The following is a 20,419-nucleotide window of genomic DNA, read 5'->3' as shown; positions in this document are numbered from 1 at the left end:
AAGAACTTGGCCCAGCCAAGGCCGCTTGCCCGAAACACCAGCCCCGACAGCGGGATCAACACGATCAGAACCAGCCAGCTCAGCGTGATACCGAGCGACAATCCAAAACCCGGCAAGATACTCGGCTGGCGAAACCGCCAGGGGGTAACCTTCTTTGCTTCCGTCAATGACGCTACCTTGAAAATCTTCGAAACAATCCGCCCGCATCCGCCAAAGGCACGGAACGGTGCACCTCAAGACGATAGGCGCAGCCGGTTGCCCGGCTGCGCCGTCGGTTCAGGCCTTATTGGCCCGGCTTGTAGAGCTGGTCGAAGACGCCGCCATCGCCGAAGAATTTCGGCTGGGCTTCCTTCCAGCCACCGAAGTCTTCGATGGTGACGAGCTTCAGGTCGCCGAAGCGCTTGATGTCGGCGGAATCTGCGGCTGCGGGCTTGAACGGCCGGTAGTAGTGCTTGGCGGCGATCTTCTGGCCGGCGTCGCTATAGAGGTAGCCGAGATAGGCTTCCGCCACCTTGCGCGTGCCCTTGGCGTCGACGTTGCCGTCAACGAGTGCGACCGGTGGTTCGGCCTTGATCGAGATCGACGGCGTGACGATTTCGAACTTGTCGGGGCCGAGTTCTTCGAGCGAGAGGTAGGCTTCGTTTTCCCAGGCGAGAAGCACGTCGCCAAGCCCGCGCTGGACGAAGGTCGTCGTCGATCCGCGTGCGCCCGTGTCGAGCACCGGCACGTGCTTGAACAGTTCCGTTACATATTCCTGGGCTTTCGCTTCGTCACCGCCATTGGCGGAACGGCCATAAGCCCAGGCCGCAAGGAAGTTCCAGCGTGCACCGCCCGAGGTCTTCGGGTTCGGCGTGATCACCTGGATATCCGGCTTCACCAGATCGCCCCAGTCCTTGATGCCCTTGGGATTGCCCTTGCGCACCAGGAAGACGATCGTCGACGTGTAGGGAGCGCTGTTGTTTTCGAACTTCGTCTTCCAGTCCGCCGGGATCTTGCCGGTTTCCTTGGCGATGGCGTCGATGTCGGCTTCGAGCGCCAGCGTCACGACGTCGGCCTGCAGGCCATCGATGACCGAGCGGGCCTGCTTGCCGGAACCGCCATGCGACGTCTGGATCGTCACGGTCTCGCCGGTATCGGCCTTCCACTTCTCGGCGAAGGCGGCGTTGAAGTCCTTGTAGAGTTCACGCGTCGGGTCATAGGACACGTTCAAGATCGTTGTGTCGGCAAACGCTACACTCGCAGCTCCGAGCTGCAGGCCTCCGAGCACAATTGCCAGTCCCACCATTCCGGTAATTCGTCCAAAGACCATTTCGACCTCCATTGGTTACCAGATAAAACTATCAATTTTGTCGACTGCTACAACGTAAACGCATGACGCCAGAGGGCACTATGGGGAAATGTCCTATCGTTCTGCCGGGTTTTTCCGGAACGGTTTGCCTGCAACCGCGCCAGAGGCTGTGTTTCGAGCGCCCGACCTTAACATGGAGGGCATGTGGCGGCTGTCCAGTGGACAGGCTTCGATTCTGCTGATCGCACCGAGGTGCTGTCGCTCATCAAAATGCCTTCCGGCGGCAGGAGTGCCGCCGGAAAAGCCGAGATTGTCGAGTGAAATGGACCCTGGACGGCTCTTAAAGAACGTGGCCGCGCGCCACGACCGGCCAGACATGCTTGAGCGTGTCGCCTTCGACGATGTGGATGGCGTCGACCATGTTGGTGACGACGCAGGCGTGGTTCGGCACGATTCTCAGCTGGTCCCCGACCTTCAGGCCGATCGGCCCGTCGGTGACAAGCCGGCCATGTTCTTCCGAGAGCTGGTCGATGCGAATGTCGTTTCGGCCGAGCACGTGGCCGTAACCGGTCAGGCCCAGCAGGTCCGAGGTCAGCACCTTGCTGCCGGCATCGATGATGGCGCGGTTTTCAGACGGCACCGAGACGACGGTCGCAAGCACCGTCAGCGCGCATTCCTCCCAACGGGCCGCGCCGCGAGAAACCAGCGAACGGTCGTTGTAGATATAGGTGCCGGGCCGATACTCGCTTGCAACCGGCGCGCCGGCGGCGTGCATCATGCTCGGCGTTCCGCCTGATGTGATGACAGGCACGGCGATGCCGTCGGCTTCGATCAGCTTTTTGGCCTCGCCCATGAACGCCTGGACCTTCGCCTCGCCGTCGACAGGTGGATAGGTCATCAGGCCGCCGAAGACGAGGCCCTTGGCGTCGGCGATGCGGCGGGCGAGTTGGGCTGCTTCTTGTGGCTTGCTGACGCCGCAGCGATCGGCGCCGGTGTTGCATTCGACGAAAACCCGCAGCGGCTGCTCCTTGCCGGCGAAGTGGGCGGCCAGCCCGTCGATGACCGCTTCGCTGTCGGCAACGACAGCCAATGCGACGCGGGCATTGAGCCCTTCGAGCCGCACCATCTTGGTGTCGCCGAGAATGTTGTAGGTGATCAGCACGTCCTTGATGCGGTCGCTGCCCTTAACCATCGCTTCGGCTTCGGTCACCTTCTGGCAGGTGATGCCGACGGCTCCGGCATCGAGCTGAAGCTCGGCCATCTGCGGCAGCTTGTGTGTCTTGATGTGCGGGCGCACGCGAATGCCGTGTTCATTCGCATAGGCCTGGAAGCGCTCGATATTGCGCTTGGCAACATCGAGGTCGACGAGAACGGCCGGTGTTTCGATCGGCAGGGGCATCGCGACTCAACTCCTCATCTGGCGCGGGCACGGGGCGAAACTACCTCAACTGCCCTTGACAAGATATGACCTCAGGTTCTTGATAGGTCAATCCATTATTCAGGATCACAGTCCGTAATAAGGGAATAACAATCGGGAACCCAACAAGGGGAGAATTGAGATGAACAAGACCGTTTTTGCGAGCGTTGCCGCCGTAGCCATGGCCCTTTCGGGCTCCGCCATGGCGCAGGAGCCGGCGAGCAAGCTCGACGAGGTTCTGGCACGCGGACATCTGGTGATGGGCACGGGCAGCACCAATGCGCCCTGGCATTTCAAGAGCGCCGACGACAAGCTGCAGGGCTTCGACGTCGACATGGGCCGGATCGTCGCCAAGGCGCTGTTTGGCGATCCCGACAAGATCGAATACGTCAACCAGTCGTCCGACGCCCGCATTCCGAACATCACCACCAACAAGGTGGACATCACCTGCCAGTTCATGACCGTGACCGGCGAGCGTGCCCAGCAGATCGCCTTCACCATTCCCTACTACCGCGAAGGCGTCGGCCTGATGCTGAAGGGCGATGGCAAGTACGCGGACTATGCCGCGCTGAAGGGCGCCGGCTCGTCGGTGACCGTATCGGTGCTGCAGAACGTCTATGCCGAGGCGATGGTGCATGCGGCCCTGCCGGAGGCGACCGTCGACCAGTACGAATCCGTCGATCTGATCTACCAGGCACTGGAATCCGGCCGCGCAGATGCGGTTGCGACCGACCAGTCGTCGCTCGCCTGGTACATGACGCAGAACCCGGGGCGCTACAAGGATGCCGGCTACGGCTGGAACCCGCAGACCTATGCCTGCGGCGTCAAGCGCGGCGACCAGGACTGGCTGAACTTCGTCAACACGGCGTTGCACGAGGCCATGACCGGCGTCGAGTTCGATTTCTACGCGAAGTCGTTCAAGACCTGGTTCGGCAAGGACCTGACGCCGCCGCAGATCGGCTTCCCGGTCGAATTCAAGTAAGCCGCCCTTCCGGAAGACGCCCCCGCGCCTGGCGGGGGTCGTCTGCACTGTCCCTTTGACATGGATGGCTGAAAACCATGGGCTATTCTCTGAATTTCGCCGCGGTCTGGCGTTCCTTTGATCTTCTGCTCGAAGGTCTGGCGCTCAGCCTCGGCCTCGCCTTTGCGGCGATCCTTGTGGGCTGCGTGATCGGCCTTGTCACCGCCTTCGGGCTGGTGTCGAAAAACATCGCCTTGCGCAAACCGGCCGGGCTTTACGTGACCGTGATCCGCAACACGCCGATCCTGGTATTGGTGCTGTTTTCCTATTTTGCCTTGCCGCAGCTCGGCGTGCGGCTCGGCAAGATCGAGAGCTTCGTGCTCACGCTTGCCATCTATTCCGGCGCCTATCTCGCCGAAGTGTTCCGCGGCGGACTGCTGTCGGTGCCGCCGGGGCAGCGGGAGGCCGGGCTGGCGATCGGGCTCACCGAAATGCAGATCCGCACCTCGATCATCCTGCCGCTGATGCTGCGCAATGTGCTGCCGTCCCTGAGCAGCACGATGATCTCGCTGTTCAAGGATACCTCGCTTGCCGCCGCGATCGCCGTTCCCGAACTGACCTTCGAGGCGCGCAAGATCAATGTCGAGACCTTCCGGGTGATCGAAACCTGGATCGTCGCGAGCTGCCTCTACGTCGCCACCTGCTCGGTGCTTGCCGCTTTGATGCGTGCGGCCGAGCGCCGTCTGTCCGTACCGAGGTGAGCGCCATGGATATTCTCGCATTCCTCGACCAATTGTGGATCGCCCGCATACCCATCCTCAAGGGGCTGGGCGTCTCGATCTCGATCTCGCTCCTGTCGATCGTGGTTGGAACCGTGCTCGGCGTTTTCGTCGGGCTGGCGCTCACCTACGGCTACAAGCCGGTGCAGTGGATCGTGCGCGGCTACACGGATTTCATCCGCGGGACGCCGGTGCTGGTGCTGGTGCTTGCCAGCTACTATGTGCTCAGCACCATCGGCATCGATCTCGGCCCGTTCCAGGCCGGCATCCTGGCGCTGTCGATCTTTTGCAGCTCGCATGTCGGCGAACTTGTGCGCGGGGCGTTGCAGGCCATTCCCAAGGGCCAGACCGAGGCGGCCAAGGCCATCGGGCTGACGTTCCCGCAGACCTTTGCCTATGTGCTCGGCCCGCAGGCCCTGAGACAGGCGCTGCCTGCCTGGGTCAATACGGCGGCCGAGATGGTCAAGGCCTCGACGCTGCTGTCGATCATCGGCGTCGCCGAATTGCTGCTGCGGACCCAGGAGCTGATCTCGCGGACCTTCATGAGCCTCGAATTCTACTTCTTCGCCGGCTTCCTCTATTTCGTCATCAACTACAGCATCGAGCGTTTCGGCTGTTACGTCGAACGCAAGACCGCTGTTCCATCCTGAGGCTGCGATGACCCAGACATTGCTTGAAATCCGCGATCTCCACAAACGCTACGGCACTGTCGAGGTGCTGAAGGGCGTCGACTGCACCATGGCGCAGGGCGAGGTCATCTCGATCATCGGCTCTAGCGGCTCCGGCAAGACGACGATGCTTCGCTGCATCAACATGCTGGAGGAGTTCCAGGGCGGCTCGATCCGCATCGACGGCCAGGAGATCGGCTACGAGACAGTGGCTGGCGTGCGCCGGCGCAAGAAGGAGAAGGAAATTGCCCGCCAGCGGGCGATGACCGGCATGGCCTTCCAGCAGTTCAACCTGTTTCCGCACATGACCGCTGCCCGGAACGTGATGCTCGGCCTGGTCAAGGTGCGCGGCATGGCACGCGACGAAGCGCGCGCCGTCGCCGAGAAATGGCTCGATCGTGTCGGGCTTTTGTCGCGCATGGACCACTACCCGGGCCAGCTTTCGGGTGGCCAGCAACAACGTGTCGCAATCGCCCGCGCGATCGCCATGAACCCGAAGCTGATGCTGTTTGACGAGGTGACCTCGGCGCTCGATCCCGAGCTCGTCAACGAGGTGCTGCAGGTGATCAAGGGGCTCGCCGAAGACGGCATGAGCATGCTGCTCGTCACCCACGAGATGCGCTTTGCCTATGAGGTCTCGACGCGGGTGATCTTCATGAACCAGGGGCGCATCGGCGAAGAGGGCAATCCGAAGGAAATGTTCGTCAAGCCGCAGACCGAGCGGCTGGCGGAATTCCTGAAGAGTTCGTCGTTCAACTGAAGCGCGCATAGCACGCCTGTGCGCGAACGGGCCGTCGTATCCGCGACGGCCCGTTCTCTGTAGGATCGGTCCGGTCGGGTCAATCCTTGGCGAGCGACCGGCCGCTTTCCGGATCGAACAGATGCAGGACGTCGGAATCGACTGAGAATGTGCGATCTTCGCCGGCCAAGACGGCGCTGCGTGGGGGCAGGCAGGCGGTGATGCGCTGTTCGCCGATGCGTGCCGTTGTGACGAGTTCGGGACCCGTCAGCTCGACCACTTCGACACGCGCCTTGAGTTGCGGTCCACTCGCATCGCCTCTTGCGAGGCGCAGCGCTTCCGGACGGATGCCGACCTTGACGCGCTGACCCTCGGTGACGAGGCCGCTGAAGCGGGTTGGCAGCGTGACCGGCTCGCTGTCGCCGTCAACGGTCAATTGGCCCTTTGAAACCGTCGCCTCGAGAATGTTCATCGGCGGCGAGCCGACGAAGCCGGCGACATAAAGGGTGGCGGGGCGGTCGTAGATTTCCTCGGGCGTGCCAAGCTGCTCGATCCGCCCGTCACGCATCACGGCGATGCGGGTTGCGAGCGTCATCGCCTCGATCTGGTCGTGGGTGACGTAGACGACGGTGGTTTTCAGCATCTGGTGCAGGCGCTTCAGCTCGGTGCGCATCTCCATGCGCAGCTTGGCGTCGAGATTGGACAGCGGTTCGTCGAACAGGAAGACCTGCGGATTGCGCACCAGCGCCCGGCCGATCGCGACGCGCTGGCGCTGGCCACCCGACAGCTGGCTCGGCTTGCGCTGAAGCAGGTTCTCGATCTGAAGCAATCTTGCCGTCTCGGCAACGGCCTTCTCACGCTCGGCCAACGGAACCTTGCGCATTTCAAGACCGAAGCCGATGTTCCGCGCGACGCTCATATTGGGGTAAAGCGCATAGGACTGGAACACCATGGCGATGTCGCGATCCTTCGGATGCGCGCCGAGAATGGAGCGTTCACCGATCCGGATGTCGCCGCCGGACGGTTCAGCAAGTCCGGCGATGATGTTGAGCAGCGTGGACTTGCCGCATCCGGACGAGCCGAGCAGCACCAGGAACTCGCCGCTCTCGAGGTCGATGTCGATCCCCTTCAGCGTCTCGACCTCGCCGTAGCGCTTGTGAATGTTCTCTATGGCAAGAGCGCTCATGCGCCGGTCTCCTGGAGGTAGGACGAAAGCGGTTTGCCGTAGCTGCGCGGCAGGGTGGAGATCGCTTCGGAGGCGATCGTGACGCCGGTTCTGAGTGAGGCGGAAAGCGGCATGCCGGCGGCAAGCGCCGCCAGGAAACCGGCGTTGAAGACGTCGCCTGCGCCGATCGTGTCGACAACCGTGACCGATGGCGCCGCGGCGGAGGAGAGCTTGCCTTCGGCGTCGACGGCGATCGCACCGTGCGGCCCACGCTTGACGACGACGATCGCGCCTTCGGGCATATGCGCCTTCAGTTCGCGCGCCGCCTCGGCCGGATCAGAAAGGCCGGTCAGAGTGGTCGTTTCGACCTCGTTGAACAGCGCCAGCCGGCAGCGCTTCAACCAACGGATGGTCGCGGCGCAATTTGCCTCGGTCCAGCCGTCGAGCGGCCAGCCGGTGTCAAGCGCGACCGCGATGTCGTGCGCGTCGGCCCAGCCGAAAAACCGGTCGTAGTCCGCGGTCAGCGCGTCGGTCAGGAACGAACCGGTCAGAAGCGCGTAGCCGCCACGCAGTTTTTCGCCATCGAGCATCGCGCGCACTTCGTCGAAGGTCAGCAGCGGCAGGTGCCCGCGGGTGGTGAAGAAGGTCCGCTCGCCATCGGGATGGGTAATGCCGACCGACAGCGTGGTGCCGACATTCTCGACGGGCCACGACCCTGAGCGCTCGGGAAAAGCCTCCTTCAGCCACGTGCCGAACTGGTCATTGCCGACATTGGCGGCGATTGCGTAGTCGACGCCGAGGGAATCCCAGGCAAGCGCGCTGTTGCCGGCGCAGCCGCCGACGCGCAACTCGTCGTGATCGACGATGATTTCGGTGCCGGCCTTTGGCCAGGGGGCTGCAGGCCCGAGGATGAGGTCGACATTGGCGTTGCCGACCACGACAAGGGGACGCATCGTTTATTCGCTCCGGGTGATCTTGGTCGAGCGCACCGGCGTGCCGGCATTTTCGACGCGGGCCGCCGCAAAGGCGATCATGAAGGACTGCGCGACCGGCAGCATGGCAAAGATCGCGGCCATGCCCCAGGCGGGTGCGAAGGAAATCGTCGTGACGCCTTCGATCGGCGCCTCGCCCGAGGCATCGAAGACCACCACCGGCGAGCCGGCTTCCGCGGCGGACACGGCCATGGCCCGCACCAGCGCGGCGGTGGCATCGGCGCCACGGAAAAGCACGACGCCGACCGAAGGCCCCAGCATTTCCATCGGCCCGTGCCGGAGTTGGCCGCCTTCGAGCGAGAAGCAGGGCAAACGGGAAAGCTCCGTCAGGCCGAGCCCGATTGCTTCGGCCAGCCCCTGCAGCCGGCGACCTGACGTGACGACGGACCGGACATTGCTCAGAGCCGCGAGGGCTGCTGTCGTATCGGGTGATTGCGGTGCCGCGAGCGCCTGAAGGGCATCGGCCGGATCGTCGCCGAGTGCCGCAAGAATGGAGAGGTGAAGCGCGAAGCTGATCGTCAGGCTACGGGTGGCGGCAAAGGCCTTTTCGGTGCCGCCGACGCCGACGAGTGATGGCGCGCTTTTGGCAAGGAACGAGTTGCCCTCCAGCGTCAGGCCAAAGGTGTGCGGCGTGGCGCCGCTGGTCTCTGAGAACCATCGCAGGACTTCGGCACTTTCGCCCGACTGCGACGTTACAAGGATCGTCTTGCCGTCGATCGACAGGGGCTGGCCGAGCTGTTCGGAGAGCGGCAGGGCGACGGCATCGATGCCGTGGTCGCGATAGAGCGGCTCAAGGGCGCGGCCAACGGCATGCGAGCCACCCATGCCGAGCAGCAGCAGCTTGCCGGTCGCCCTCAGCGAGGCGGCGATCCTTGCCGCCATCGCGCCCGACTGCTGGACGGAGGCAATGGCATCGGACGCCTGGCGCGCCATTTCGTGGTCGATTGCGACGAGCCCTTCCGGGCGTTCCGTGGGAAGCATGGTTTTCATCCTTTGACGCCGCCGCTGGTGAGCCCGGAGATCAGGGCACGTTGCATCACGAGGCCGATCAGCACCGGGGGCAGGGCGGCAAGCACCCCGGCGGTTGCGATCAGGCCGTAATCGGAGACACGGCCGCCAGCGAGATCGGAAATGGCAACCGTCAGGGTTTTTGCGCGCAGGTCCGAGGTAAAGAGCAGCGCGTAGAAGAATTCGTCCCAGGCAAGCAGAAAGGCAAAGAGCGCCGATGTCGCCATGACCGGTGCCGCGAGTGGCAGGGTGATGAGCCTCAGGATCTGGTCGAGACGCGCACCGTCGATCATCGCCGCGCTTTCGATTTCCTTCGGGATGGAATCGAAGCCGGACTTCAAGAGCCAGGTGGTGAAGGGTGCAAGGATCGTGAGGTAGACCAGCGCCAGCCCGAACACCGAGTTCAGGAGACCGAGATAGGCAAGGCCCATATAGAGCGGGACGGCGAGTGCCACCGGCGGGAGCATGTAGGTGGCGATCACCGCATAAAGCGACCAGGAGACGTCAGGCGTGCGCGAGACCGCCCAGGCGGCCGGAATGGCGACCGCGATGGCCGCCAGCGTCGCCATGCCTGCAACCTTCAGGCTGTTGACGAGCGAGGCGGTGAACGACGCACCGGCGCTGTTTTCGATGGTCGACAGCAGTAGCCGGTAGCGCGACAGGTCGATCTCGTTCGGCCACCAGTTGAGCGGCTTCGTCGAGAGGTCGGCTGCCGACGAGATGCTCATGACGAAGAGCCAGAGGATCGGAGCGAGAATGACCGCCGCCAGCAACAGCGCCGAGGCGTAGACGAAGGCGGTGAAAAGTGGGCTCTGGCGTTCCATCAGGATGACGCTCCTGCAGCTTTGCGCACCATCGCTGCATAGGCGACGGCAAGCACGGTGACGAGCAGCGTGACGATCAGCGCCAGCGACGCGCCTGATCCGGCGCGCTGGAAGGAGAATGCCTCCTGATAGACGAGGATCGACAAGGTACGGGTGCTGTTGGCGGGTCCGCCGCGCGTCATCACCCAGATCAGGTCGAACACCTTGAAGGCCTCGATCGTGCGCAGGACCAGGGCGACCAGCAATGGGCCTGCGAGATAGGGCATGATCACGTAGCGGAAGCGGTTGATCGGCCCGGCGCCGTCGACAAGCGAAGCGGCGGTGATGTCGCGCGGCACCGCCTGAAGGGCGGCGAGCGCAATCAGCGCGACCAGCGGAAAATTCTTCCAGCAGTCGGCGATGATCAGCGCCGTCAGCGCCGAACTGGGCTCGCCGAGCCAGGAACGGTAGCTGTCGATCAGGCCGATCTGCGTGAGGGCGGCGTTGAGCGCGCCATATTCCGGATTGTAGATCAGGCGCCAGAGCGTGGCGTTGACGACAGTCGGCAGCGCCCAGGGCAGGATCATCAGCGCGCGAAGCGCCGTACGTCCGCGAAATTGCTGGTTGAGCAGAAGGGCCGCCAGGACACCGATCACCATTTCGGCGGTGACCGAGACAACCGCAAACCAGGTCGTCGTCAACAGCGCGCGCTGGAAATTCGAGCCGCCGAGCACTTTTGCGTAGTTGTTGAGGCCGACGAAGACGCCTTCGGTGCCGACGAGCTTGGCATCGGTGAAGGACAGCCTGACCGTATCGATCAGCGGCCAGCCGATGACCGCAGTCATGACCACCAGCAGCGGCAGCATGAGCAGCCATGCGCGCGTTGATATCCAGGTGCCGGACATAAGTTGGAAACCTCTCGGGCCTTCGGGCCCGTCATGCTAACGCATCCCGCCTCAAGTCGTCATCGACCCCGTGCGGATCATGCATCCGATTGCAATCTTGTGGTACGCGGCGCACCGTGGATCGATCCCGCGGTCCCCGGGCGGCTGGCCGCCCGGGGCTTGGGAGGGCGGCTCAAAGGCCGCTGTTTTCGGCTGCCGTCTTCAGCGCGTCCTCGGCCGAAGCCTGTCCGAGCAACGCTTCCTGGATCGCCTGCTGGAGGGCCGTCGAAAGTTCCTGGTACTTCGGCGTCGTCGGGCGCGGATACATGGCCGCAAGGCCGAGCTTGGCAGCGCCGATCAGCTCTTCCTGGCCCTTGGTGACGCTGGCGTCCTCATAGGAAGAGGCCCAGATCGGCAGGCTGAGCTTGGCATAGGCGTTCTGCGTCTGCTGCGAGGTCATGTGGACGATGTATTTCCAGGCCTCGTCCGGATGCTTGCTGGTGGTGGTGACGCCAAGACCCATCGAGCCGTTGACGGCCGAGACTTCGCTTTTGCCGGCGACACCCGGTGCCGGCACGACACCGACCTTGCCGGCAACCTTGCTTTCCTTCGGATCGTTGGCGAGGTTGTACATGTAGGTCCAGTTGAGGGCGAAGGCGGCTTCGCCGTTCTGGAACACCTTGCGCACGTCCTCTTCCAGGAACTCCTTGGAGTTCGGGTTGGTGAGACCGGACTTGTAGCTCGTCACCATGTAGTTGAGCGCGTCGAGACCGCCGCCCGACGTAAACGCCGGCTTGCCGCCGTCGATGAAGGAGCCGCCATAGGCGCTGACGAGCGTGGTGTAGTCGCAGATCGCGGCCTCCGCCTGCGACCAGCTCCAGGCGATCGGGGTTGCAAGCAGGCCCTTGTCCTTGATGACCTTCGCCTGCTCGGCAAGCTCGTCCCAGGTCTTCGGCGGTGCCTTGATGCCGGCCTTTTCCAGGATTTCCTTGTTGTAGAACAGGTACTTGGTATCGAGGATCCACGGCATGCCATAGCGCTTGCCGTCATATTCGACCGTCGTCCAGGCGCCGGGCAGGACGCCGGACTTCATATCGTCGGTGATGCGGTCGGTGACGTCGACGAGCACCTTGTTGGTGGCGTATTCGGCCGGCCAGATCACGTCGAAGAGCACGACGTCGTAGCCGCTGCCGGAGCCTTGCGCCAGCACCGCCTTGTCGTGCAGGCCCTCGTAGGGCACGAATTCGAGGTTGACCTTCACGTCCGGATTGGCCTTGGTGAAGGCCTCGGTCATCGCGCGCACATCCGCCTCGCTATAGGCGGCCTGGGCCATGAACAGCGCGTTCAGCGTCGTCTCTGCATGCGCGTGACCGGCGAAAGAGACGCCGGCGAGCGTCGCGCAAAGCAGTGTCGTTCTAATGGATTTCAACATTCCTACCTCCAATATCCAAGCGTTTCAGATGTCCCGGCGCGCCTCCTCGGCCCGCCGTATGCGAGTAAGCCGCCGGTTCGGGGCGGTTGTCGGCATTCAATCGGAGCGCTTGCGACAGCATTCTGCTATCGCCATCGTTCCCCCGGAGCTCTTTTCGGCTCCCCATTAAGTCAATTGTCTTGACTTATTTTTTGTTCAATATTCTAACAGTGTCAAGAGGGGTTTGTGGATGAATGATATGCGCCTGATCCGGGCGAAGAGCGGGACCAATCAGGAAGGGACAAGTGCGCACAACCGGCGCGTCATGATCGACGCGTTGCGGTTGAACGGGCAATTGTCCCGGGCTGATCTCGCCCGCGCGACGGCGCTGACGAAGCAGACGGTTTCCAACATCATCGAGGATCTGGAGCGGGACGGGCTGGTGCAATCGCTCGAGGCCGTGCGCAACGGTCGCGGCCAGCCTTCGACACCCTATCGGCTCGTGCCCGAGGGCGCTTTCGCGATCGGACTTCAGATCGACCGACACGTGACCCGCACCATCGCTGTCGATCTCATCGGGCGGGTCCTGACCCGTGGCGAGGCCAATTTGCCTGCCGGCGGTCCGGCGACAGGGGTGCGCACGATTCTGGGCCTGATCGAGACGACGCGCCGGGATCTGAAAGCGATCGCGCCGCAGTCCGAGGAGCGTCTTGTCGGGCTGGGGGCGGCGATGCCCGGTCCCTTCGGCGTCGAGGCCGATGCCGACGACCCCTGGATGATGGCCGCCTGGCAGAATTTTCCGCTGCTCGAAACCCTTGCCGCCGGAACCGGGCTTGACGTCGGCCTGCAGAACGACGCGGCGGCGGCCGCGACCGCCGAACGTATGGTCGGGGCGGCACACGGCGTCGACCAGGCGATCTGCATCTATTTCGGCTATGGTCTCGGCGCCGGCCTGATCCTCAACGGCGAACTTTACCGCGGCGCCAACGGCAATGCCGGCGAGATCGGCATGATCCTCAGCCGGCCGCTGGGGGCAGCCTCGGCCGAGCGCATGCCGCTCGAACACCGCGCCTCGATCGCCTCGCTGTGCAAGCTGCTCGAACTCGACCCGGCCGATCCGGATCTCTATGCGCACATCGATGCTGCGGTCGCGCGTCCGCACGAACGGCTGACCCGATGGATCGAGGCGGCCGCCTTCGAGATGCGTGCGGCGGTCCAGGCGCTGGAAACGATTTTCGACCCGCAGACCGTGATCCTGTGCGGCGGCTTGCCCGCCGGGCTTGCGCGGCTTCTTGTCGAGGCGATGATGCCGCTCCTGCCGTCGATCGCCGAGCGGCGCGACCGCGTCCTTCCCCGCCTGCAGATCGGCTTTACCGACCCCTGGGCGGTGGCGATCGGCGCTGCGGCGGAGCCGATCAGCCGCACCTTCGACCCGCGCTTCCAGGCAATCCTGAAGACTCGCGAGCACGCAACGGCATAGTTCCTCTCCGTCAGGTCCCCGGTTCGTCCAGGCGCGACAGGTGCGCATATTCGGCCGCCAGAAAATCGAGCAGGGCGCGAACCGAGGTCAGAGTACCGGCTGCTGATCGAAAGCTATCTCAAGGCGCAGCAGGTGGAGGAGGAGGAGCACGCACAGCTCGATTCCGCGCGCGCGGCTGAGCCTTCGACCCAAACCGAAAATGACGCGCGCCCGCGACAGTCGCACTGCCGCAGGCGCTTTCCCTGCATCTTCCAACGGCAGCCGGCCGTCAGCGGCGATCAAGCTCGAGGATCGTCTGGAGCAGGACCTGCGCGCCGCGCGCGCATTCCTCCGGCGACGTGTACTCCGCCTCGTTGTGCGACAGGCCGTCTTTCGACGGCACGAAGATCATTGCCGTCGGTGTGACCGTCGCGATGTGGGCGGCATCATGACCGGCGCCGGAAACGATGTCGGTGGCCGAGAAGCCGAGCGCTTCCGTGCTGTCGCGCACCGCTTCGACGATCGGCGGATCGAAGACGACGGGAGCCTTTGACCACACGTGTCTCAGGTCCGCCCCTGCTCCGACTGTTCGCACCGTCTCTTCCAGGGCCGCCTGCATCTGGTCGAGACCCGCCTCGGACGGATGGCGCATGTCGATCTGCATACCGACGCTGCCGGGAACGACATTGCGCGAATTGGGGCCAACCTCGGCGAAACCGACGGTGCCGACACCGGGTGGATTCTGGCGGGCGATGTCGCGCACGGCCAGCACGATTTCGGCGGCGGCGACGAGTGCGTCGTCGCGTTGCGCCATCGGCGTGCTGCCGGCATGCGCCTCCGTTCCTGATATCTCGACGTCGAACCAGCGAACGCCCTGGACGCCGGTGACGACGCCGATCTCGGTCGCCGAGGCTTCGAGCAGGGGGCCCTGCTCGATATGGAGTTCGACATAGGCCGCAAAGGCGGCCGGTCCGCCATCGGCTTCGCCGCGATAGCCGATGGCGTCGAGGGCTGCGCCGACGGTGGTGCCTTCGCGGTCGGCAAGCGCGTGCGCCCGATCAAGCGAAAGCGCGCCGGCAAAAACACCGGAGCCCATCATGGCCGGCGAGAAGCGCGAGCCCTCCTCATTGGTCCAGTTGACCACGGTCAGCGGATGGCGCAGGCGAGTCCCGCTTTCCTTCAGCGTGCGCAGGACTTCGACGCCCGCGAGCACCCCGAGAATGCCGTCGAACCGGCCGCCCTTCGGCTGGGTGTCGAGATGGCTGCCGACGGCGATCGCCGGCAGCGACATGTCCTCGCCGGGATACGTCGCAAAGATATTGCCGATGCCATCGATCTCGATCGTGCAGCCGAGACCGCGGCACTCGGAAACATACCAGTCGCGCACCTGCCGGTCCTCGTCCGAAAGCGTCAGGCGGGTGACACCGCCATTCTCGGCGCCGCCGAAGCGTGCCGTTCCGACGATGTCGTTCCACAGCCGGTCGCCATTGGTCTGAGGCGTGTTGCTGCGCCGCTCCCCGGCGCGCAAGGGATCAGCGCTCATTTCGACTGACCCCTTCCGGCTGTTCCGCTTCCGATTGTTCGGGCGCGGTCTTGTTGAGCGTGTAGCGGAAGTCGCAATGGGTCGCGCCCTGCATCACCGTCTGGGTGCGTTCAAGGGTGATCCGTGGATCGTAGCCGGTGCAGAAGACCCCGTCGCGGTTGCATGACAGAAGGTGCCCGATATGGCCGAGCCCCATCTCCCGATAGGTCTCGGCGTAGCGACAGCGCTTCACATTGTAATGGAATTCCTCGTCCGTCGCCTTCGTCACCTCGATGACAAGCGCGTCGTCCTGCGTCCAGAGGTCCTGCAATTCCTGGAAGGTGCGAAGACTGGTCCCGCCCGGCGTCTTGGCCGCAAAGGTCCGGCCCGCTTCGATCGCAGCCTTGGTAATTGCCTTGTCGAGGATCGCCTGCGCCCGCTCCTCGCCGATCTCCTCGCGCATCGCCTCGTAGATCGGCGCGATAATGCCGGCCTCGATGCGGCGGCGCGCGAGAATGCCGATCTCGCCATCCATCGCCGCCCGCGATGTGGTTTCGATGTCCTGGGTGTCCGTCTTTTCCATGGAATGCCTCCCTGTCCGCCCTCAGGCGGACCAAACATCGGGAGGATACTACGCCGGCAAAGCCTGTGTGTTGCAAATCTCTGCCGCAAGCAGCTTTCGCGATGCAAATATTTTGCGGGTTTTTGGCATTTTGTCGAAACAAATCGTGCGGTTCGATCTGCCGGCGTCCGGCGGGTGCCGAGAAACCGGAAAACGTAAGAGAGCGCATCCTCTGCAGCCTGACATGCGCAACGGCGAAGCGAGCCGGCGATGGCGTCCGAAGCCGTTCGTCGGACCCGTCAAATGCCAGGCCGCGACGACGCCTCGAGTACCGGATTGAGAACCGGCAATTCACCCGCCATCGCGTCGCCGTCGCCCGACACCGCCTCCAGCCAGCGCTGTCGCGCCGCCTTGAGGCCAACCCGCAGCGCCGGGAGGTCAGGCCGCTTGTGTCGCGCGCCGGCCGCCGCGTAGCGGCTCTGGCGAAAACCGGCGAAGGCGACCTTCGTTTCGACATCGGCGAAACTGTCGAGCCAGCGCGACAGCGGCAGATTGCCGGATTTGCGCGACCAGGCGTCGAGTGCTGTCTCCAGGCGTGCCGAATCGTGTTCGCGGCAGGCATCAAGCACATGGCGGAAGGCGGTTGCCTCCGACTGGGCGCGCCGTGCCAACACCCTCTCCATCCATGCTTCAAGCCGGCCGAACAGGTTGGCCGCGAGCTGGATCAGAAGCCCAACGCCGAGTACGGCTGCTGCAGCGCCGCCCCACCAGAGCCAGTCGATCGGCGTACTGGCGGGCGGTGGTGCGGGCGGGGCAAGGGACTGGTCCGCCTCGACTGATGCCGCAGCAACGGTAATCTTCGCTTCGTCCGCCTTGGCCATCTCGGTCTTGCCGGAGGCCGGGTTGAACCACTCGACTGTGATCGCTGGGAGAACGAAGGCGCCGGACCTGGAAAAGACATAGGTGGCGGTGTCCTTGCGCAGTCCGGCGGTGATTTCGCCACGCGATGTGCGCTCTTCGGACAAGACCGGGTCGTGCCCGTAGACCTGCACCCCCTCGGGCGCATCGAAGGCGGGCACGGGGATCATCATCGGCGCCACGCCTGTGGCACGGATCGTCACCGTGCGCACGAGGGCGTCGCCCGTGTGTAGGCCCCCCAGGTCCCTGTCGAAGGTCTGGGCGATCGTCATTTCCCCAGCGGTGACGCCGGGCGCGCTGCCGGCGCCGCCTGGGACCGCGGCAACCGTGAAGGTCAGGGCCGGCACGGTGACCTTGCCCTGGCTCGTCTGGCCGGGCACGGCTGCGTAGCCGAAGGGGATTTCAACCTTTGGCAGGGCGTAGTCTCCCGCCGCCTGGGGCGTGATCACATAGGTCTTGCGGATGCCGGAGAAATCGTCGCCGTTGACGGTCTCGTTCAGGTTCAGGCCGCGATCATCCGGCATGGTGACCACGGCGCCGGGAATGTCGAAAAGCGGAAACTGCGGCGGCGAAAGAAAGTAGTTGGGCACGAAGACGTCGACGTCGACCTCAACCTGCTGCCCGGCATAGATCGTGCCCTTGGTCGCGAGCGTCGCACGGGCGAAGGGATCCGCCGCCGCAGACACGCCCGCGAACGCGAAGGTGAGGCCGATCATCCAGACGGTCAGCCGCAATATGGCAAGTACGGCGCTCATGGCGTCGTCTCCTTGGCCTCGATCGCGAACTTTCGGGCGAGCAGTTGGGCCGGCGAGACCTGGATGTTGCGCATCCACATGTCGGCCGTCTGCGGTCCGCCCTTTACCGTCGCCTCGGTCCCCTTCTTGCCCTTGTCGTCGAACTGCACTTCGTCCGGGTCTATGCCCGCCTGTTCCTGCTGCGCATCCTGTTCCAGCTTGTCCTTGTCGGCTTTCAGTTTCTGCGCGATCGACAAGTTCTTCTTGGCGTCCGGCCAATCGGGGCGGCGCTTCAGCGCCTGCTGGTAGGCGGCGATCGCCTCGTCCACCTTGTCGAGATGCAGAAGCGCGTTGCCCTGGTTGTAGTAGCTTTCGGCCGTTTCGGCCTCGGCGAAGGCATCGATCGCATCCTGGTAGCGACCCGCGCGGTAGAGGGCGGCGCCGCGCCAGGCCGGATCGTCGAAGTGGTCGCCGGCGCCCGCAAAGTCACCGTGCTCGAAGGCGCGACGCCCCTGCTGATCCGGTGTCAGCCACAGATCGACGAAACGATTGTCGGCCGCGGCTGCCCGGTCGCTGCTTGCCATCGTCATTGTCGCGGCGACGACATAGACGGCCCAGCGCACCGTCCAGCCACGGCGGAACCAGAACAGGCCAATGAGCGCGATCGGGACCGTCAGCCACCAGCCGGCATCGTGCCAGCGTGTGAGGCCCTCGGCGGTCTTGGCGGCAAAGTTCGTCTGGATGCGACGGATGATCCAGCGCACGTCGGCATCGTCTGACGTCACGGTCGCAACCTCGGCCTTGGAGGCGGACTGCAGCGCCTTCAGGCCGTCGACATCGAGTTTCGCGCGCACATGCGCGCCGGTCGCGTCGGTCAGAAAGCCGCCGTCGGCCGTCTTGACCGGCCCGCCCTCAGCGGTGCCGATGCCGAGCACCATCAGCGCATTGCGGCCCTGGTATTGGCCAAAAGCCTGAAAGGCCGATCGTTCGACGCCATCGGTCAAAAACAGGATCGTGCCCGGCACCGTTTCGTTCGCAAGGGCCTTCTCGATTTCCTCAAGCGCCTTTGCGGTATCCTTGCCATCGACGGGCATGATCGCCGGCGAAAGTGCTGCGAGGTAGGTTTTGACCAGCGACGCGTCGTCGCTGAGCGGCAGGACCATGTGTGCCGAGCCGGCATAGGCAAAGAGCGCCGTGCGGGAGCCCTTTCTGAGGTTGAGGATATCCTGGACCTTGAGCTTGGCGCGTTCGAGCCGGGTCGGCGAGATGTCGGTGGCGTTCATGGTCGCATTGAGATCGACGGCGATCGCCAGCGGTGCGGTGTCCTCGACGAAGGGAGGCTTTTCGCGTTGCCAGGTCGGGCCGGCCGCCGCGATCGCCGCAACGGCGATCATGGCCGCGGTGACGTGAACAGGCTGGAAGCGCCGCTTGGCGCCTTTTTCGATCAGCAGGTGATCGAGCAGGTGCGGCGCGATCATGTTCTGCCATTGCGAGCGAACGTCCGACCGCCGGCTGACGAGAAAGACGAGCAGGGGGGCGGCAAGGACCGCCAGCAGCCAGAGCGGACGAAGGAAGTGGAAGTCCGAGATCATGGCGCGTCCTCCTGCCGCCGCTCACGGTCGGCAAGCGAGGAGACGAGCCACATGCCGGCGTGATAGGAAAGCACGATCGCAAGCGCCAGGCCGAGCGGATAGTAGAACAGCTCGATGCGCGGCCGCCAGGAGAGCGTTTTCTGATTGGCCGGCGTCAGTTGGTCGAGCAGCTGATAGATGTTCTGAAGGCTCGCCTGGTCCTGGCCGAAGAAGTATCGGCCATGCGTTGCCGTCGCGATGCCCTGCAGGGCGGCGGTGTCGAGCTTCTGCTCCCCTTGCGCATTGGGGTCGCCTATCCCGACCGTGTGGATCACCACCTTTTTGTCGGCGGCAATGTCGGCGGCCTTGTCCGGCGGCATCTTGCTGGCGGTGTCGTTGCCGTCGGTCAACAGGATCATCACCTTGTCCGGCGCCTTGCTCGCGTCGAACATCTTGATCGCGAGCCCGATCGCGTCGCCGACGGCGGTGCGCGGCCCCGCCATGCCGGGCAGGCTGTCGGCCAACATCAGCCGGACGGTCTTGTGGTCGAGGGTGAAGGGGACCAGTGGGTAGGGGGCATCGCCGAAGGCGATCAGACCGAGGCGATCATTGGGCCTTCGGTCGATGAAGTCGGCGACCACTTTTCGAACCGCGTCGACGCGGGTCTGGAGATTGCCTGCGGGATCGCGAAAATCGCGCGTGTCCATCGACTGCGAAAGGTCGATCGCCAGCATCAGGTCGCGCTGCGGTTCGGTCTTCTCGATCGGCGGTTCGACATATTGCGGGCGTGCCACCGCCAGGATCATCAAAACCCAGCAGATGGGCGCGATCACCTTCTGGCCGATATTGGTCCGCGGAACGACCGAGCCCTCGGTCGGGCCAAGATTTGCCGCGGCCGTGATGTCCTTGAAGAAGGGCATGCGCACGGCAGCCGATTGCTCGCGGTACGGCGGCAGCAGCCACCAGACGATGAGCGGCAGCGGCAAAAGGATGAGTGCCCAGGCGTGATCAAGCACGTACATGGTGCGCCTCGATCCAATGCCGAGCCGCGGCAACGTAGGTGCGCGCCTCCGTTTCCGGAATTGCGTCAAGTGCCGCGGTGCCGCGATACTCGGCCTCCTCGAAGAACCGCGCCGAGGCGATCGGAAACACCGGGCCGCCGGAATGGGCATCGAGGAAGCCTGTCCAGCCCGTGCCGTGCAGCCCGGCGATGGTTTCGCGCGGCCAGACAGAAAGGGCGGTGCGCTTTACAAGCACGGGTAGCGCGGTGAGGGCTGCGCCGCGGGTCGCGGGCGCGGCGAGCCGCGCCTCGATCTGCCTGAGGTCGGCGAGCGCTTCGCGGCGGTAGCGATTGGCTTCCCAACGCTGGTACCAGCGCCAGAGCGCGACAAGGATCGCGAGCAGAACGAGGCCCGCGAGCACGCCCCAGCCCAAGGTTTGCGGCAGCATCGAAACGGGGGGCGGCAGGGCGATGTCGGCAAGGCCGCGAAGGGCGGCGTCAAGCAGGGGGTCTTTGACAGGGGCGGCCGTTGCCATCG

The 20,419-nt window shown here is 64.3% G+C and carries 19 protein-coding genes and 1 pseudogene; 5 read left to right on the top strand and 15 right to left on the bottom strand.

Annotated elements, in window-relative coordinates:
- The 3 genes and pseudogenes from VGO12_RS26565 to VGO12_RS26555 all read right to left on the bottom strand — a co-directional run.
- Positions 1 to 167: pseudogene (locus tag VGO12_RS26565) on the bottom strand (molybdate ABC transporter permease subunit); the annotation flags it as partial.
- Positions 168 to 283: 116 nt separating this feature from the next.
- A complete protein-coding gene (locus VGO12_RS26560) occupies positions 284 to 1,285 on the bottom strand; it encodes a sulfate ABC transporter substrate-binding protein (protein WP_414650785.1) in 1,002 nt (333 codons plus the stop codon).
- A gap of 343 nt (positions 1,286 to 1,628) precedes the next feature.
- Positions 1,629 to 2,687 (bottom strand): D-TA family PLP-dependent enzyme, encoded by a 1,059-nt coding sequence (locus VGO12_RS26555; protein ID WP_327515706.1) that lies wholly within the window; start codon positions 2,685 to 2,687, stop codon positions 1,629 to 1,631.
- Between the two features lie 160 nt (positions 2,688 to 2,847).
- Between VGO12_RS26555 and VGO12_RS26550 the strand changes: the two genes are divergently transcribed.
- From VGO12_RS26550 to VGO12_RS26535, 4 genes are all read left to right on the top strand, one after another.
- The gene (locus VGO12_RS26550; protein WP_414650780.1) at positions 2,848 to 3,687 is read left to right on the top strand and encodes a transporter substrate-binding domain-containing protein; all 840 of its coding nucleotides are present in this window, start codon (positions 2,848 to 2,850) and stop codon (positions 3,685 to 3,687) included.
- Between the two features lie 77 nt (positions 3,688 to 3,764).
- Positions 3,765 to 4,427 carry an amino acid ABC transporter permease gene (locus VGO12_RS26545; RefSeq protein WP_327515705.1) on the top strand — a complete coding sequence of 221 codons (663 nt, stop codon included), beginning with the start codon at positions 3,765 to 3,767 and terminating at the stop codon, positions 4,425 to 4,427.
- 5 nt (positions 4,428 to 4,432) lie between these two features.
- Entirely contained in the window at positions 4,433 to 5,095 is a 663-nt protein-coding gene (locus tag VGO12_RS26540) for an amino acid ABC transporter permease (protein ID WP_327515704.1), read from the top strand.
- Positions 5,096 to 5,102: 7 nt separating this feature from the next.
- Positions 5,103 to 5,873: an amino acid ABC transporter ATP-binding protein gene (locus VGO12_RS26535; RefSeq protein ID WP_327515703.1), complete on the top strand. Its 771-nt coding sequence runs from the start codon at positions 5,103 to 5,105 to the stop codon at positions 5,871 to 5,873.
- A 79-nt stretch (positions 5,874 to 5,952) separates the two neighbouring features.
- On the opposite strand, the gene VGO12_RS26530 is transcribed toward VGO12_RS26535, so the two are convergent.
- From VGO12_RS26530 to VGO12_RS26505, 6 genes are all read right to left on the bottom strand, one after another.
- The gene (locus VGO12_RS26530; RefSeq protein WP_327515702.1) at positions 5,953 to 7,038 is read right to left on the bottom strand and encodes a sn-glycerol-3-phosphate ABC transporter ATP-binding protein UgpC; all 1,086 of its coding nucleotides are present in this window, start codon (positions 7,036 to 7,038) and stop codon (positions 5,953 to 5,955) included.
- Complete coding sequence (locus VGO12_RS26525) at positions 7,035 to 7,970, bottom strand: PfkB family carbohydrate kinase (RefSeq protein ID WP_327515701.1); 936 nt, start codon at positions 7,968 to 7,970, stop codon at positions 7,035 to 7,037. The genes VGO12_RS26530 and VGO12_RS26525 overlap by 4 nt, the downstream gene beginning before the upstream one ends.
- Positions 7,971 to 7,973: 3 nt before the next feature.
- Positions 7,974 to 8,990, bottom strand: a complete 1,017-nt coding sequence (locus tag VGO12_RS26520) for an SIS domain-containing protein (RefSeq protein WP_414650779.1) — start codon at positions 8,988 to 8,990, stop codon at positions 7,974 to 7,976.
- A 5-nt stretch (positions 8,991 to 8,995) separates the two neighbouring features.
- Positions 8,996 to 9,841: a carbohydrate ABC transporter permease gene (locus VGO12_RS26515; RefSeq protein ID WP_327515699.1), complete on the bottom strand. Its 846-nt coding sequence runs from the start codon at positions 9,839 to 9,841 to the stop codon at positions 8,996 to 8,998.
- Positions 9,841 to 10,725 (bottom strand): sugar ABC transporter permease, encoded by an 885-nt coding sequence (locus tag VGO12_RS26510; RefSeq protein WP_327515698.1) that lies wholly within the window; start codon positions 10,723 to 10,725, stop codon positions 9,841 to 9,843. Before VGO12_RS26510 ends, VGO12_RS26515 begins: the two co-directional genes overlap by 1 nt.
- Positions 10,726 to 10,897: 172 nt before the next feature.
- Complete coding sequence (locus VGO12_RS26505; protein ID WP_327515697.1) at positions 10,898 to 12,136, bottom strand: extracellular solute-binding protein; 1,239 nt, start codon at positions 12,134 to 12,136, stop codon at positions 10,898 to 10,900.
- Positions 12,137 to 12,365: 229 nt separating this feature from the next.
- On the opposite strand from VGO12_RS26505, the gene VGO12_RS26500 reads away from it, so the two are divergent.
- Positions 12,366 to 13,595: an ROK family transcriptional regulator gene (locus tag VGO12_RS26500; protein WP_327515696.1), complete on the top strand. Its 1,230-nt coding sequence runs from the start codon at positions 12,366 to 12,368 to the stop codon at positions 13,593 to 13,595.
- A 268-nt stretch (positions 13,596 to 13,863) separates the two neighbouring features.
- Here the strand turns inward: VGO12_RS26500 and VGO12_RS26495 are convergent, their stop codons facing one another.
- From VGO12_RS26495 to VGO12_RS26470, 6 genes are all read right to left on the bottom strand, one after another.
- On the bottom strand, positions 13,864 to 15,117 hold the full coding sequence (locus tag VGO12_RS26495) for a Zn-dependent hydrolase (protein ID WP_327515695.1): 1,254 nt from the start codon (positions 15,115 to 15,117) through the stop codon (positions 13,864 to 13,866).
- Entirely contained in the window at positions 15,107 to 15,679 is a 573-nt protein-coding gene (locus VGO12_RS26490) for an L-2-amino-thiazoline-4-carboxylic acid hydrolase (RefSeq protein ID WP_327515694.1), read from the bottom strand. The genes VGO12_RS26495 and VGO12_RS26490 overlap by 11 nt, the downstream gene beginning before the upstream one ends.
- 278 nt (positions 15,680 to 15,957) lie before the next feature.
- Complete coding sequence (locus tag VGO12_RS26485; RefSeq protein ID WP_327515693.1) at positions 15,958 to 17,331, bottom strand: hypothetical protein; 1,374 nt, start codon at positions 17,329 to 17,331, stop codon at positions 15,958 to 15,960.
- Positions 17,328 to 18,902: a VWA domain-containing protein gene (locus VGO12_RS26480; protein ID WP_327515692.1), complete on the bottom strand. Its 1,575-nt coding sequence runs from the start codon at positions 18,900 to 18,902 to the stop codon at positions 17,328 to 17,330. Before VGO12_RS26480 ends, VGO12_RS26485 begins: the two co-directional genes overlap by 4 nt.
- A complete protein-coding gene (locus tag VGO12_RS26475) occupies positions 18,899 to 19,903 on the bottom strand; it encodes a VWA domain-containing protein (RefSeq protein WP_327515691.1) in 1,005 nt (334 codons plus the stop codon). Before VGO12_RS26475 ends, VGO12_RS26480 begins: the two co-directional genes overlap by 4 nt.
- Positions 19,890 to 20,417: a DUF4381 domain-containing protein gene (locus tag VGO12_RS26470; protein WP_327515690.1), complete on the bottom strand. Its 528-nt coding sequence runs from the start codon at positions 20,415 to 20,417 to the stop codon at positions 19,890 to 19,892. Before VGO12_RS26470 ends, VGO12_RS26475 begins: the two co-directional genes overlap by 14 nt.
- Positions 20,418 to 20,419: the final 2 nt, after the last annotated feature.

Origin of the sequence: Ensifer sp. (assembly GCF_035999135.1) — a bacterium.
GTDB lineage: Bacteria > Pseudomonadota > Alphaproteobacteria > Rhizobiales > Rhizobiaceae > Ensifer.
This window is presented reverse-complemented; position numbering and strand designations above follow the sequence as displayed.

Coding starts and splice junctions, on each gene's coding strand:
- VGO12_RS26560 (WP_414650785.1), bottom strand. CDS start 1,285: ATGGTGGGACTGGCAATTGTGCTCGGAGGCCTGCAGCTCGGAGCTGCG.
- VGO12_RS26555 (WP_327515706.1), bottom strand. CDS start 2,687: ATGCCCCTGCCGATCGAAACACCGGCCGTTCTCGTCGACCTCGATGTT.
- VGO12_RS26550 (WP_414650780.1), top strand. CDS start 2,848: ATGAACAAGACCGTTTTTGCGAGCGTTGCCGCCGTAGCCATGGCCCTT.
- VGO12_RS26545 (WP_327515705.1), top strand. CDS start 3,765: ATGGGCTATTCTCTGAATTTCGCCGCGGTCTGGCGTTCCTTTGATCTT.
- VGO12_RS26540 (WP_327515704.1), top strand. CDS start 4,433: ATGGATATTCTCGCATTCCTCGACCAATTGTGGATCGCCCGCATACCC.
- VGO12_RS26535 (WP_327515703.1), top strand. CDS start 5,103: ATGACCCAGACATTGCTTGAAATCCGCGATCTCCACAAACGCTACGGC.
- VGO12_RS26530 (WP_327515702.1), bottom strand. CDS start 7,038: ATGAGCGCTCTTGCCATAGAGAACATTCACAAGCGCTACGGCGAGGTC.
- VGO12_RS26525 (WP_327515701.1), bottom strand. CDS start 7,970: ATGCGTCCCCTTGTCGTGGTCGGCAACGCCAATGTCGACCTCATCCTC.
- VGO12_RS26520 (WP_414650779.1), bottom strand. CDS start 8,990: ATGCTTCCCACGGAACGCCCGGAAGGGCTCGTCGCAATCGACCACGAA.
- VGO12_RS26515 (WP_327515699.1), bottom strand. CDS start 9,841: ATGGAACGCCAGAGCCCACTTTTCACCGCCTTCGTCTACGCCTCGGCG.
- VGO12_RS26510 (WP_327515698.1), bottom strand. CDS start 10,725: ATGTCCGGCACCTGGATATCAACGCGCGCATGGCTGCTCATGCTGCCG.
- VGO12_RS26505 (WP_327515697.1), bottom strand. CDS start 12,136: ATGTTGAAATCCATTAGAACGACACTGCTTTGCGCGACGCTCGCCGGC.
- VGO12_RS26500 (WP_327515696.1), top strand. CDS start 12,366: ATGAATGATATGCGCCTGATCCGGGCGAAGAGCGGGACCAATCAGGAA.
- VGO12_RS26495 (WP_327515695.1), bottom strand. CDS start 15,117: ATGAGCGCTGATCCCTTGCGCGCCGGGGAGCGGCGCAGCAACACGCCT.
- VGO12_RS26490 (WP_327515694.1), bottom strand. CDS start 15,679: ATGGAAAAGACGGACACCCAGGACATCGAAACCACATCGCGGGCGGCG.
- VGO12_RS26485 (WP_327515693.1), bottom strand. CDS start 17,331: ATGAGCGCCGTACTTGCCATATTGCGGCTGACCGTCTGGATGATCGGC.
- VGO12_RS26480 (WP_327515692.1), bottom strand. CDS start 18,902: ATGATCTCGGACTTCCACTTCCTTCGTCCGCTCTGGCTGCTGGCGGTC.
- VGO12_RS26475 (WP_327515691.1), bottom strand. CDS start 19,903: ATGTACGTGCTTGATCACGCCTGGGCACTCATCCTTTTGCCGCTGCCG.
- VGO12_RS26470 (WP_327515690.1), bottom strand. CDS start 20,417: ATGGCAACGGCCGCCCCTGTCAAAGACCCCCTGCTTGACGCCGCCCTT.